The following is a 13,359-nucleotide window of genomic DNA, read 5'->3' as shown; positions in this document are numbered from 1 at the left end:
ACCTCAAGGGTTTTCGAGAGGTTATGAGACGGGTTTTGCTACACGGTTTCGGGCGACTGAGGCGGTCGGTGAGACCGTCTCAATAACCATCGTTTCCGAGACGGTCGATCAGTGTCACGCAAAGCAACGATCGCCCCACAGAAAGACCCTGATGATCCATCAGGGAATTTCCGCTCCCACACGCTCAGGCGCGGGAAGGGTCGGGGGTACCCGCCTGGGGGGGGAAGGTCAGCGCGCTGCCGGGAAGGGTGGCGACCACTCGTCCATCAGCCGATCCTTCTTGGACGAGTTGCACACCACGCAGACCACACGCATGTTGGCGACCGTCGAGAGGCCACCCCGCGATATGGGGGTCAGGTGGTCAATCACCCCACCCTCGGGCAGCGGAGCCGAACAGTGGAAGCACCCGGCATCCCCGTGCGCAGCACGAACCTTGCGCTGAAGCGTCACCCGCCGGGCGGCTGTCCGCTGCTTCGCCTGACAGGAACGGCACACGCCATCGCGGAACTTCAGGACCACGGGCTTACCGCAGCGCCGGCAATCCACCGGTCCGGGTTTGGTGCGGGCACGCTTGCGCAGATGCTCAGCGGCACGGCTGCACCGCTCGGAGCAGTACAAGCGACCACGACCGCCCGATAGACCCACGGGCTCCGAGCACTTCGGACCCTGACAAGGCTTCTGGGCAGCCTCTTGCCGTCTGCGCTCCACCTCCTTCTTACGCTCCTCACGCCGAGACTTGTCCACCTCCTCAGCGCACCGACGGCAGTACAGCGCCCATGCGGCCCGCCCGTGCGGCTCGTCGCAGCGATGGCAGCGCGGGACACCGACGGCAGCCCTTACGGCCTCACGCGCCTTGCGGGCAGCGATCTGCAACCGGGCCGACTCGACACACAACGGCGCGCCACACGTCGCACGATCCCGGCGGGAGCGCGGACCAAGGCACTCCGAACATGTGGCGCGCGACTCATCAAGGGCAGTCAAGCGGAACCCCACCTCTTCCATTTTTGTTGATCATGAAGCGTTGCCGTGGGAGCGCTGCAAGCCAGTAACCGCAAGGGTTGGAGCAGGGGGCCGGACAGGTCCCAAAGAAGCAAAGCAGCGCAAAGCGAGACCCACCCCGTCTACGTCCCTTCACCACTCCCCCGACGAAACCGTTACCGAAGTCCGGCAACGCCCCGACCCTACGCGCGGCCTCTGACGACATCCCCACAGGTCACACACGCTGCCAGGAACGCCAAACGGCCCGCCACCAGGTTTCCCCCAGTGACGGGCCGCGTATGGCGCTCAGACGGCTACAGGAGCCCTTCCTGACGGGCGATGTCGTCCAAGAGGTCCTGCCGGATCTCGTCATGCTGTTCAGGAGTCAGCGCGGTGGGCCTACGGAAGCGCTCTTCGTCCTCAGCGCTGATGATGGCGGCGAACTCGGCGGCAGCATCCTCGAAGAGTTCGCCCAGGTTGATATCGCAGCGTTCCCCGAGCGGAACCCGCGCACGGCGCACTTCGGGGTTCCACACCGTCACTGTTGCTTCCGTCTCCCGTAGCCATTCTCCCCGCTCGGTTTCCGTCCAGCGGTGCCACAGGTCGCGGAGCTTTTCCCCGGTATCGACGGTCACCCAGCCGGATTCGGTTTCCGGCACTGCTTCGAGTTCCGCAATTCGTGTTGCCGTGTCGGCGTACTGTCGCCTGAAACGCTCAAGTGCTTCGGGCGTTGCGTACATGCCCGCCTTTCGGTCTTCTTCAAGCTCAGTGAGGAACGCGCGCATCCGGCCAAGGTCGGCACCGGTTCGATTTCCCTGGTGGTAGACGCGCTGAGTCGCATTCATGCTTCCGACGCGAATCCGAACATCATCGACTACATGTTTGCTCAGCTCTTCGGCGCGCACGCTCACGTTCGGATGCGGATTCTGCAACGTCCCACGGCAGCGAAGAATTACCGTGTCAGGCTGATTCTTTCCGCCGTTGGTCCGCTTCAAGTTCCCCTTGCAGACTCCGCAGCGAGCAACGCCGTAGAGCCAGTGCCTACCGGCTGTGGGCTTGCGGGGAGTTGGGGGCGCGAGAGCGAGAATGGCCGATGCCTGCTCCTCTTCACTGACGATCGGCTCCCAGACCTCAACGGGAATGCCCTCTTCGCGCACGAGCCGCTTCGTCAGGGGGTCGATCTGGTGACCGATGATCGTGGGGGAATCCACGATGACGCGAATTGCCCGGCTTGACCATGCTGCCGCTTTCGGTTCCTTCTTGCCGCTGTTATGGACCCGAGGGGAAGCGATTCCCCGGGACTGTAGGTCAGCGGCAATGGCCGTCATTGCGTCGCCTTCATTGATCCGGTCCACGATTTCCCGAATAACCTTTGCCGCTACGTCGTCCCGGACGAGAATCTTTCCGGCTCCGTCGGGATGTGGGGCAGGCTTCAATCCGTAGGGGACGCGTCCCCCTGTCCAGCGTCCGACCTTGTGAAGATATCGGCGCGCATTGCGCACGCGGGTCCGGATGTTCTCGCGCTCCCATTCGGCAACGGTGGCGAGAATGGATGCCTGCAACCGTCCGGCTGGTGTGCTCAGGTCGAATGCGTCGTGAATGGAGACGAGTACCGTTCCGGCATTCTCGGAGGCGCGCACCATATCCATGAATCCGAAGAGGCTTCGGGCAAGGCGGTCGATCTTCCATACGATCACAACGTCATTCCGTTGCCACTCTTCGAGGAGGCGGGAAAGCCCCGGGCGTTTCGTCGGCTCAAGGGCCCCGCTCACTCCGTCGTCCACGTAGACGACTACGGGAACGCCTGCCCAGCGCTGTGCCGCCAGGGCTCTTCCGTCAGCTTCCTGACGCTCAACTGACGTGCTGTCATCGGTAGTTCGGCTCAGCCGGACGTACAGCCGGATCGTGCCTGGGAGTGTGGTCACACGGGGACTCTACCGGGAAGAGCCTCACGGTACCTTTGGCTCGTCGAAATCGTTGACGTTGAAGATCAGTCGGCCGGTGGAGTCCATGTAGGTGCCGAAGTTCTCGGCATGGAGATCGCCGTGTATCCAGACCCGGCCGGTGCGTTCGTCGAGGTAGGGACCACCGTGCCGGTCCCTTTCCAGGTCGGCGTAGAAGAGGCACGCGGTACCCCGGTAGAAGGCGAAGGCGGAAGCTGCCATCTTGCGGAACTTCACCTGGAACGCTGCCGGGTCGGCGGCGAGGAGTTCACCGAAGGCGGTGTCGAACACATCGAGGATCTGCTCGGCGCGCTGTTCGTTCGTCGTCTCGGGGACCGCCATGGGTGGTGCCTCCTGGTGCACGGGCTGCTACGGGCTGGTACGAGGTGTCGCCGGTCGTCGCGCCGGGGTGTCTCCTGGAATCTGCAACGCCCGACGGTACCGGTCGGTGCCCCTGGAGTGTCACTCCCGGGACGTAGACTTCGGGGCTGTCCCCATCCCCTTGTCGGAGGTCTGCCGCCGTGACCAAGCCGCCGTTCACGCACCTGCACGTCCACACCCAGTACTCCCTGCTGGACGGTGCCGCGCGGCTGAAGGACATGTTCAACGCCTGCAACGAGATGGGCATGACCCATATCGCGATGTCCGACCACGGCAACCTGCACGGTGCGTACGACTTCTTCCACTCCGCGAAGAAGGCCGGGGTCACCCCGATCATCGGGATCGAGGCGTACGTCGCCCCCGAGTCCCGGCGCAACAAGCGCCGCATCCAGTGGGGGCAGCCGCACCAGAAGCGGGACGACGTCTCCGGTTCCGGTGGCTACACCCACAAGACCATCTGGGCCGCGAACAAGACCGGACTGCACAACCTCTTCCGGCTGTCCTCCGACGCCTATGCCGAGGGCTGGCTCACCAAGTGGCCGCGGATGGACAAGGAGACCATCGCCCAGTGGTCCGAGGGACTGATCGCCTCGACCGGTTGCCCCTCGGGCGAGGTGCAGACCAGGCTCCGGCTCGGCCAGTTCGACGAGGCCGTGCAGGCGGCCTCGGACTACAAGGACATCTTCGGTGAGGGCCGCTACTTCCTGGAGCTGATGGACCACGGCATCGAGATCGAGCGCCGGGTCCGCGACGGACTGCTGGAGATCGGCAAGAAGCTCGGCATCCCCCCGCTGGTCACCAACGACTCCCACTACACCTACGCCCACGAGGCCGGGGCGCATGACGCGCTGCTGTGCATCCAGACGGGCAAGAACCTCTCCGATCCTGACCGCTTCCGCTTCGACGGCACCGGCTACTACCTCAAGTCCACGGACGAGATGTACGCCATCGACTCCTCGGACGCCTGGCAGGAGGGCTGCGCCAACACGCGTCTGGTCGCCGACCAGATCGACATGAGTGGCATGTTCGAGGCGCAGAACCTGATGCCCCGCTTCGACATCCCCGAGGGTTACACCGAGGTCACCTGGTTCCGTGAGGAAACCATGCGGGGCATGCACCGGCGCTTCCCGGACGGCATCCCCGAGGACCGCATGAAGCAGGTCGAGTACGAGATGGACACCATCATCTCGATGGGCTTTCCCGGGTACTTCCTCGTGGTCGCCGACTTCATCATGTGGGCCAAGAAGCAGGGCATCGCGGTGGGTCCGGGCCGGGGGTCGGCGGCGGGTTCCATCGTCGCGTACGCCATGGGCATCACCGACCTCGACCCGATCCCGCACGGTCTGATCTTCGAGCGGTTCCTGAACCCCGAGCGCGTCTCCATGCCCGATGTCGACATCGACTTCGACGAGCGTCGGCGCGTCGAGGTGATCAGGTACGTCACGGAGAAGTACGGGGCGGACAAGGTGGCCATGATCGGCACCTATGGCACCATCAAGGCCAAGAACGCCATCAAGGACTCCGCGCGAGTCCTCGGCTATCCGTACGCCATGGGAGACCGCCTCACCAAGGCCATGCCCGCCGACGTGCTCGGCAAGGGCATCCCGCTCTCCGGAATCCTCGACCCGCAGCATCCCCGCTACGGCGAGGCGGGCGAGATCCGCGGCATGTACGAGAACGAACCGGACGTGAAGAAGGTCATCGACACCGCCCGTGGCGTCGAGGGCCTGGTGCGACAGATGGGCGTGCACGCCGCCGGTGTGATCATGTCCAGTGAGACGATCACCGACCACGTGCCCGTGTGGGTGCGCCACACGGACGGTGTGACCATCACCCAGTGGGACTACCCGAGCTGTGAGTCGCTCGGCCTGCTGAAGATGGACTTCCTGGGCCTGCGCAACCTCACGATCATGGACGACGCCGTCAAGATGGTGAAGGCCAACAAGGGCATCGACATCGACCTCCTGGCCCTGCCGCTTGACGACCCCACGACCTTCGAACTGCTCCAGCGCGGTGACACCCTCGGCGTCTTCCAGTTCGACGGCGGCCCTATGCGGTCCCTGCTGCGGCTGATGAAGCCCGACAACTTCGAGGACATCTCCGCAGTCTCGGCCCTGTACCGCCCCGGGCCGATGGGAATGAACTCGCACACCAACTACGCCCTGCGCAAGAACAAGCAGCAGGAGATCACCCCGATCCACCCGGAGCTGGAGAAGCCCCTCGAAGAGGTCCTCGCCGTCACCTACGGCCTGATCGTCTACCAGGAGCAGGTCCAGAAGGCCGCGCAGATCATCGCCGGGTACTCGTTGGGCGAAGCCGACATCCTGCGCCGCGTCATGGGCAAGAAGAAGCCCGAGGAACTCGCCAAGAACTTCACGATCTTCCAGGCCGGCGCCCGCAAGAACGGGTACAGCGACGAGGCCATCCAGGCGCTCTGGGACGTCCTGGTCCCCTTCGCCGGCTACGCCTTCAACAAGGCGCACTCCGCCGCCTACGGCCTGGTGTCCTACTGGACCGCCTATCTGAAGGCCAACCACCCGGCCGAGTACATGGCGGGGCTGCTCACCTCGGTCAAGGACGACAAGGACAAGTCCGCGATCTACCTCAACGAGTGTCGCCGGATGGGCATCAAGGTCCTCCCCCCGAACGTGAACGAGTCGCAGTCCAACTTCGCGGCACAGGGCGACGACGTGATCCTCTTCGGTCTCACAGCGGTACGCAACGTCGGCCAGAACGTGGTCGAGTCGATCATCAGGTGCCGCAAGTCCAAGGGCAAGTACAGTTCCTTCCCCGACTTCCTGGAGAAGGTCGAAGCGGTCGTCTGCAACAAGCGCACCGTCGAGTCCCTGATCAAGGCGGGCGCCTTCGATGAGATGGGGCACACCCGAAAGGGCCTGGTCGCACATCATGAGCCGATGATCGACAACGTGGTGGCGGTCAAGCGCAAGGAGGCCGAGGGCCAGTTCGACCTGTTCGGTGGGATGGGCGAGGCCGACAGCAGCGAACCTTCCTTCGGTCTGGACGTCGAGTTCTCGGACGTGGAGTGGGAGAAGTCCTACCTGCTGGCGCAGGAGCGCGAGATGCTCGGCCTCTACGTGTCCGACCACCCGCTCTTCGGCCTGGAGCACGTCCTGTCCGACAAGACGGACGCCGGGATCTCCCAACTCACCGGCGGGGAGCACGCGGACGGGGCGGTGGTCACCATCGGTGGGATCATCTCCGGCCTTCAGCGCAAGATGACCAAGCAGGGCAACGCATGGGCCATCGCCACCGTGGAGGACCTCGCCGGCTCGATCGAGTGCATGTTCTTCCCCGCCACCTACCAACTGGTCTCCACCCAGTTGGTCGAGGACGCGGTCGTCTTCGTCAAGGGCCGCTTGGACAAGCGCGAGGACGTGCCCCGGCTGGTGGCCATGGAGCTCATGGTCCCCGACCTCTCCTCCGCCGGGACCAACGCACCGGTGGTCCTCACCATCCCCACCGTGAAGGTCACCCCTCCGATGGTCAGCCGCCTCGGCGAGATCCTCAACCACCACCGGGGCAACACCGAGGTCCGGATCAAGCTCCAGGGTCCGCGGTCGACCACGGTGCTGCGACTGGACCGTCACCGGGTCCAACCCGACCCCGCCCTCTTCGGCGATCTGAAGGTGCTGCTCGGCCCGTCCTGCCTGGCGGGTTGAGCCCTCCGGCAAGCCGGCCCGCGCCCGGGTCGCGCACAACGGACAGCACATGAACAGCACATGAGGAGAGGGGCGCACCCGTTTGAGGGTGCGCCCCTCTCCTCATGTGTTCCGGTACTCGCGGTTCAGCCAGAGGCGGCTTCAGTTGTGACCGAAGCGTTTCTGCCGGCCCTTGTGCGCCATGTCCGAGGGTGACGCCTGCTGGAGCCTCTCCTCCGCCTGGTCCTGCGTCGACTTCGGCTGTGCCTGCTCCGCGCTGCCGGACCGGGACTGGTGCTTGGGCTGGCTCTGCTGGCGGTTCTTGTTCTTGGCCATGGTGGAAGCCTCCTGTGAGGGTCTAGGGGCCAGGGCCGCCTTCACATTCACATAGCGGAACAACCCCCGCATTTTGGATCATTGCCGTCCGTAGTCATCGGCGGTGGGCCGGGCGAATTCCGCGTGGCAGGCATGCCGGGCCGGGTGTCCGGAAACAACGTGTGGAGAACAGCAAAATCCGCCACGCCGGTGATCGACGTTCGGCCCGTAAGGGCCTCCGAGGTCGGGCAGACTCAGGAATCCGATGCAGGACCGCTCGCGGAAGAGGGTGGAAAGCGTGGACCGCTGCGTAGTCCTGGTGGACGCGGGCTATCTGCTGGGAGCGGCTGCGAGTCTGCTCGCCGGAGAGCCCTCCCGATCGCGTATCACCGTCGACCATGCGGCCCTCATCCAGGGCTTGCGTGAGCGCGCCGAGGCCGACACCGATCAGCCGTTGCTGCGCATCTACTGGTTCGACGGGGCCCCCGACCGGGTGCCGCAGCCCGAGCATCGGCGCTTGCGCGTAATGTCACGGGTCACCGTGCGCCTCGGTGCGCTCACTCGTAGTGACGGTCGTTGGGCGCAGAAGGGAGTGGACGCGGCGATGCACGCCGAACTCACCGAACTGGCCAGAAACCGTGCCTGTTCCGATGTGGTTCTGGTGACCGGTGACGGAGATCTACTGCCCGGACTGATGTCCGCCAAGGAACACGGAGTTGCCGTGCATCTGTGGGCGGTCCAAGCCGCGGACGGTGACTACAACCAGTCGGAGGACCTCGTGGCGGAGGCGGACGAACGCCGGGTCCTGGACCGTGCCTGGATCACCCGGGCGGTGCGGGGCAAGGAAGCCGGCGGACTGTGCGCACCAGCCTCCGCGCCCCGTCCCGAGATCGCCGCCATCCTCTCCGCACCGCTGCCCGAGGCGGCCCTCGCCGAGGCCGCCCGCAACGGGGGCGCGCCCCGCACCACCTCGCCCAACGAACGGCTCGGTGAAGGTGCGTTGGATCCCGACCGGCTCGACGACACCGCAGCCGGCGCCGGGAGTCACCCCGGCCCGCACAAGGCGCCCAGCGTTCCGACGCCCAAGGACCTCGCCGGGCTGCGCACCGGCAATGCGCACCCCGGCTCGCAGCCCGGCAACGCCACCTTGCGCTGGTCCTCGGACCGGGGCTGGGTGGAACGCGGAGGCCCCCTGGGTGAGCCTCCCGAGACCGCTTCGCTGCCCACGCTCGCCCAGCTCACCAGCGCCGAGGAACGCTGGGCCGACCGAGAGGAGGACATCACCACCGTCGGCGGTGACCCCTTCGAGGTCGGGCAGGTCTTCGCCCGTCGCTGGATGGCCCGTCTCCCCGAGACCGTCCACGTCCAGAAGCTGTCCAGCATGTACCCCCGGATTCCGCACCGCATCGATGGTGAACTGCTGCGCTACGCCGCCCGCTTCGGGCTCCTCGCACACAAGGACGACCAGATCGACGAGCACGACCGGTACGCGATCCGGGCCGGCTTCTGGCGCGAGATCGACGTCCGCGCCGCCGCCGACCACCTTTCGGCGAGCCCTACCGGAGAGTGAGCGCAGGTGTTCAGGGGCCGTGGCGCGCCCGCGCCCCGCAGCGCCCCGCGTACCTCCGCCGGCCCCTGACCCCGTAGGCTGACCCCTCGTGAGTACGGGCACAGCACAGGCGGAAAACGGCGCGAGCGCCGTCACGGAACAGGCTGACGCCGTCTTCGCGGTACGCGATCTCGTCAAGACCTACCCGGCCGTGCGGGCCCGCCGGGGCACTCCCGCGGTTCCCCAGACCCGGGCCACCGACGGCATCTCGCTGGACGTCCGGCGCGGTGAGATCTTCGGTCTGCTCGGCCCCAACGGCGCCGGCAAGTCCACTTTGGTGCGCCAGCTGACCGGGCTCCTGCGCCCCGACTCGGGCACCGTGCACCTGCTCGGCCACGATCTGGTCCGACACCCCGAGCGGGCCTCCCGGCTCCTGGGATACCTGGGGCAGGAGTCCACCGCCCTGGACGAGCTGACCGTCGCCCTGGCGGCCGAGACCACCGGCCGGCTGCGAGGCCTGAGTGCCCCCGCGGCCCGGTCCGCCCGCGACGAGGTGCTCGACGAGCTCGGCCTCGCCGCGATCGCCGGGCGACCGCTGAAGAAGCTCTCCGGTGGCCAACGCCGCCTGGCATGCCTGGCAGCCACCCTGGTGGGGGAACGGCCGGTGCTGATCCTCGACGAGCCCACCACGGGCATGGACCCGGTGGCGCGCCGAGCCGTGTGGGCAGCCGTGGACCGTCGACGCGCGCAGCGGGGCGCCACTGTCGTGCTGGTCACCCACAACGTGATCGAGGCCGAAACCGTCCTCGACCGCGTGGCCGTCCTCGAACGCGGACGGGTCATCGCCTGTGACACCCCCGCAGCCCTCAAGGCGGGGGTCGCCGACGAGGTCCGGCTGGAGCTGGTCTGGCGGGACCGTCCGCCCCTGGACGTTCCCGAGATCGCCGCGCTGCACCTGCGGGCCGAGGGATCCGGGCGGCGCTGGGTGCTGCGGACGACCCCCGACGAGGCGCGTGCGGTGGTGGCCACCGTGACCGGGGGCGCCGCCTTCGCCGCGCTGGACGACTTCACACTTGCCACCCCGAGCCTGGAGGACGTCTACCTGGCGCTCGGCGGTCGTAGCCCGCTGCGCTCCGGCGCGGGCGCCGGCTCGATCCGGGACGCAGCGGACGGGAGCACCACAGGATGAGTGTCGTACCGATGGAAGCGACCCCCGGAGCGGCTACCGGCCTCCCTGCCGAGCACCCCAGGCCCGACGGGGTCCAGGTGGCGGCCCCCTTGGCGCCACGGGCCCGGCTGCTGCCGGCCCTCGCCGCGGTCTACCGGGCCCAGCTCTCCAGGGCCAGGGTGGCTCGGATGCCGCTGCTGTTCGTGGCCACCTTCCAGTCCGTCGGCATCATGATCTTGATGCGGGGTGTGGTTGACGGCGGATCGGAGGCCCGCGCGGTGGTCGCGGGTTCCTCCGTACTGGTCGTCGCCTTCGTCGCGCTCAACCTGCTCGCCCAGTACTTCGGCCAGCTCAGGGCCGGCGGTGGCCTCGACCACTACGCGACCTTGCCGGTTTCGCCGTCCTCGGTGGTACTGGGCGCCGCGGGCGCCTACGCCTCCTTCACGGTGCCGGGCACGGTGGTGACCGCTGCCTTCGGGTCGGTGCTGTTCGGGCTCCCGCTGGCGAACCTCTGGATCCTTGCGGCGGTCATTCCGCTCGCGGGTGCGGCACTGGCGGGTCTGGGCGCCGCGCTGGGGCTACTCGCCCCCCGACAGGAGTTGGCCACCCTCTTCGGGCAACTCGGCATGTCGGCGGCCCTGCTCCTCGGAGTCCTGCCCGCCGAGCGGATGCCCGAGCCGATCGCCTGGGCCCGCGATCTGCTGCCTTCCACCTACGGGGTCGAGGCGTTCGCCCGCACGTTCGAGAAAAGCCCGGACTGGCTCGCGGTGGCCTTGGACCTCGGCGTGTGCGCCGCGGTGGGAGTCGCATCCCTGGCCGTGGCCACGTGGGCCTACCGCCGTGCGGCGGTCCGCTGAGACCCCGCGGGGTGGTCGCTGCCCTCAGGCGGGAGCCGCCGAGGGCTGTCCGGTACGCCGCCCGAGCACGAAAGGCCCTGGCCCAAGAACCGGCTGCCGCCCTGAGTGGGTGCCGTGGCCTGCGGCCTGGCACGATGGCAGAGTGACTGCACCCCTGACACCTCCGGGTCCAAGCTCCGAACACCAGCCCGGCGCCGATCCCTGGCGGCAGTACCAGTCGGCGCCCGAGAGCGAGCCGGTGTCCCCGCACGGGCAGGACCCCCACGGGCAGGAGCAGGGGAGCGGCCCCGGTCTGGCGACGGACCTACGGGACGGAGCCGCGATCGCCGTGCTCCTCGCGGCCTGCGGAGTGGTTCTCGGCCTGTTGTGGCTGTGGCTGGCGCCACGCGTGCAGTTCTTCTCCAACGGTGAGGCGATCTTCCTCAAGGACACCGAGAACGAAGGCAGGATCGGTGCCGACGGCACCTTCCTGCTGATCTCCCTGGGGCTCGGGATGCTCACTGGCGCCCTCGTCTACCTCTTCCGTCGAAGGGGTGGGGTCCTGCTGGTGGTCGGCCTGGCCGTCGGAGCCCTGCTCGGATCGATCCTGGGCTGGCGCCTGGGAGTCTGGCTCGGCCCTAGCCGCGACCTGCTCGGCGCCGCCCGCAAAGCAGGTACGGACGTGCCCTTCGACGCACCTCTCCAGCTCATGGCCCACGGGGCGCTGTTGACTTGGCCGGTGGCCGCCCTCGCCACGCACCTCGCCCTCACCGCACTGTTCGCCCCCCGCGACCCCCAGGTGCAGGACGACTGGCCACAGGGCCGTCCGCCACCGCACCTGCGGACCTCGCAGGCTGAGCAGAAGCCGGTGGAGTCCCAGGATCCCGAGGACCGGTCGGAGCCGCGGGGCGACTGAACGCCTTCCCGGGCCGAACCACGCCCGCCCTGGCAAGGCGCCTCGGCGGGCTCATGCGGGACGCCGTCCATGGTTCGGTCGGGATCGTTTGCGCAGTCGCCACTTCCGCTTGCGCGTGCGTTTGGACACGGGCCCCTCCTCGGCTGGCGCCTTCGCTTCCTCCTCTCGGTGGTAGTCGTGGCGGGCGCCGCCGTACAGGGGGTGTTCCGGCCGCTCTTGGCCGCGCCCCTGCGGCCAAGAGCGGGCTACCGCTTGCCGATCGCCGCCATCACGGCACCCGTCAGAGCGGCCAGCGCGGCCGGGGCCAGTTCGATCTCCACCCCGCGCCGGCCGGCCGACACGCAGATGGTCGGATGGGTCGATGCGGAGGAGTCGAGCACCGTGCGTAGCCGTTTGCGTTGGCCCAGGGGAGAGATGCCGCCGCGGACGTAACCCGTGGTGCGTTCAGCGGCCACCGGGTCAGCCATCGCGGCTCGTTTGCCGCCCAGGGCCTGGGCCAGTGCCTTCAGGTCGAGGGAGCCGGCGACCGGGACCACCGCGACGGCCAGTTCCCCGTCCACGTCGGCCACCAGCGTCTTGAACACCCGCTCGGGTGGCACCCCCAGTGCCTGGGCGGCTTCCGCACCGTAGGAGCCACTGGCGGGGTCGTGGGTGTAGGAGTGCAGGGTGAAGGGTGTGCCGGAGGCGGCCAGCGCGACCGTCGCCGGTGTCCCGCCGGGCTTCTTCTTCGGCACGTGGAGGTTCCTCCGCTCGGTCCTGCTGGTCAGTTCGGGCTGGTCGGTGCGCGGGTGAGTTCCACCGCGGGCAGGGACGGCAGGTGCCGCAGTACCGCGGTCTCCGCGCGCAGCAGCCGCAGTTCCTCGGTCAGCCGGGTGGCCACGTCCGGGGCCTGGAGCAGCCGCTGCTTGGACGGAGTGTCCAGCACCGCGGCGGCGGCGACCAGGTAGGACACCACGGACGGGTCGTCCGGCAGCTCCGCAGCGGTCGCCAGTGAGCGTTCCCGTGCCCCCGCGAGCCGCTTCTGGTACGCGCGGAAGGCGCGCAGCACGCCTTCCGCGAGGGCGCCGGCTCCGTCCCCGGGGTCCTCCGGGAGTTCTTCCAGCTCGGCGGTGAGGTAGGCGCCGGCGGAGTCGATGGAGAGCAGCTTGACCCGTCGTGTGCCGGTGGCCAGCACCTCGAAGCTGCCGTCCTCCCTTTCCCGGATGGTGGCCGCATCCGCGATGCAGCCGACCCGGTGGAAGGCCTGGATGGGGTCGGGGCCGAACCCTGCGGTGGGCCCGCGTTCGGGCAGGGCCGTCGGGTCGGGCATGCCCGGGGCGGTCCGGGCGACCTCACGGCCATCGCGGATCGCCACGACGGCGAACCGGCGGGGCGCGTCCTCGTCGGCCTTCAGCAGGTCGCGCATCATGGCGCGATAGCGCTCCTCGAAGACGTTCAGGGGCAGGACGAGCCCGGGGAACAGCACCGAGTTCAGCGGGAAGAGCGGCAGGCGAACGGTGGTCACGACGGTCAAGCGTAATGGCCGTCGGCCTCAGCTCGGACGGGCTGTACACGACGGCTTCCCGCGATCCCCGCCTGGAGCGCTCCCGCGCACCCCGGCGCACTCGGCGCGGT

The 13,359-nt window shown here is 68.1% G+C and carries 10 protein-coding genes and 1 pseudogene; 5 read left to right on the top strand and 6 right to left on the bottom strand.

The genetic code is table 11. The features are described from left to right. Positions 1-228 precede the first annotated feature (228 nt). The 3 genes and pseudogenes from ACFYMC_RS05610 to ACFYMC_RS05600 all read right to left on the bottom strand — a co-directional run. The gene (locus ACFYMC_RS05610; protein ID WP_388519255.1) at positions 229-1,002 is read right to left on the bottom strand and encodes an HNH endonuclease; all 774 of its coding nucleotides are present in this window, start codon (positions 1,000-1,002) and stop codon (positions 229-231) included. A 290-nt stretch (positions 1,003-1,292) separates the two neighbouring features. Further along, complete coding sequence (locus ACFYMC_RS05605) at positions 1,293-2,903, bottom strand: recombinase family protein (RefSeq protein ID WP_388519252.1); 1,611 nt, start codon at positions 2,901-2,903, stop codon at positions 1,293-1,295. A gap of 30 nt (positions 2,904-2,933) precedes the next feature. Next, positions 2,934-3,263 (bottom strand): annotated as a pseudogene (locus ACFYMC_RS05600) (DUF2252 family protein); the annotation flags it as partial. A 179-nt stretch (positions 3,264-3,442) separates the two neighbouring features. Here ACFYMC_RS05600 and dnaE point away from each other — a divergent pair. Further along, the gene (gene dnaE, locus ACFYMC_RS05595; RefSeq protein WP_388519249.1) at positions 3,443-6,982 is read left to right on the top strand and encodes a DNA polymerase III subunit alpha; all 3,540 of its coding nucleotides are present in this window, start codon (positions 3,443-3,445) and stop codon (positions 6,980-6,982) included. A gap of 141 nt (positions 6,983-7,123) precedes the next feature. Here the strand turns inward: dnaE and ACFYMC_RS05590 are convergent, their stop codons facing one another. Next, positions 7,124-7,297: a hypothetical protein gene (locus ACFYMC_RS05590; RefSeq protein WP_388519246.1), complete on the bottom strand. Its 174-nt coding sequence runs from the start codon at positions 7,295-7,297 to the stop codon at positions 7,124-7,126. A gap of 268 nt (positions 7,298-7,565) precedes the next feature. On the opposite strand from ACFYMC_RS05590, the gene ACFYMC_RS05585 reads away from it, so the two are divergent. The 4 genes from ACFYMC_RS05585 to ACFYMC_RS05570 all read left to right on the top strand — a co-directional run bounded on the left by ACFYMC_RS05585 (position 7,566) and on the right by ACFYMC_RS05570 (position 11,745). Beyond that, a complete protein-coding gene (locus ACFYMC_RS05585; protein WP_388519277.1) occupies positions 7,566-8,846 on the top strand; it encodes an NYN domain-containing protein in 1,281 nt (426 codons plus the stop codon). An 88-nt stretch (positions 8,847-8,934) separates the two neighbouring features. Next, positions 8,935-10,014 carry an ABC transporter ATP-binding protein gene (locus ACFYMC_RS05580; RefSeq protein WP_388519243.1) on the top strand — a complete coding sequence of 360 codons (1,080 nt, stop codon included), beginning with the start codon at positions 8,935-8,937 and terminating at the stop codon, positions 10,012-10,014. Continuing rightward, on the top strand, positions 10,011-10,850 hold the full coding sequence (locus tag ACFYMC_RS05575; protein ID WP_388519240.1) for an ABC transporter permease: 840 nt from the start codon (positions 10,011-10,013) through the stop codon (positions 10,848-10,850). Before ACFYMC_RS05580 ends, ACFYMC_RS05575 begins: the two co-directional genes overlap by 4 nt. 142 nt (positions 10,851-10,992) lie before the next feature. Continuing rightward, positions 10,993-11,745 carry an ABC transporter permease gene (locus ACFYMC_RS05570; RefSeq protein WP_388519238.1) on the top strand — a complete coding sequence of 251 codons (753 nt, stop codon included), beginning with the start codon at positions 10,993-10,995 and terminating at the stop codon, positions 11,743-11,745. Between the two features lie 245 nt (positions 11,746-11,990). Here the strand turns inward: ACFYMC_RS05570 and ybaK are convergent, their stop codons facing one another. Both ybaK and ACFYMC_RS05560 read right to left on the bottom strand, forming a co-directional pair. After that, positions 11,991-12,479 carry a Cys-tRNA(Pro) deacylase gene (gene ybaK, locus ACFYMC_RS05565; RefSeq protein WP_388519235.1) on the bottom strand — a complete coding sequence of 163 codons (489 nt, stop codon included), beginning with the start codon at positions 12,477-12,479 and terminating at the stop codon, positions 11,991-11,993. A 29-nt stretch (positions 12,480-12,508) separates the two neighbouring features. After that, complete coding sequence (locus tag ACFYMC_RS05560) at positions 12,509-13,249, bottom strand: LON peptidase substrate-binding domain-containing protein (protein ID WP_388519233.1); 741 nt, start codon at positions 13,247-13,249, stop codon at positions 12,509-12,511. Between the last annotated feature and the right edge of the window lie 110 nt (positions 13,250-13,359).

The organism is Streptomyces sp. NPDC006879 (genome assembly GCF_042869595.1).
Classification (GTDB): Bacteria; Actinomycetota; Actinomycetes; order Streptomycetales; family Streptomycetaceae; genus Streptomyces.
Note: the sequence above shows the minus strand (reverse complement) of the source record. Positions and strands in the feature narration are given on the sequence as shown.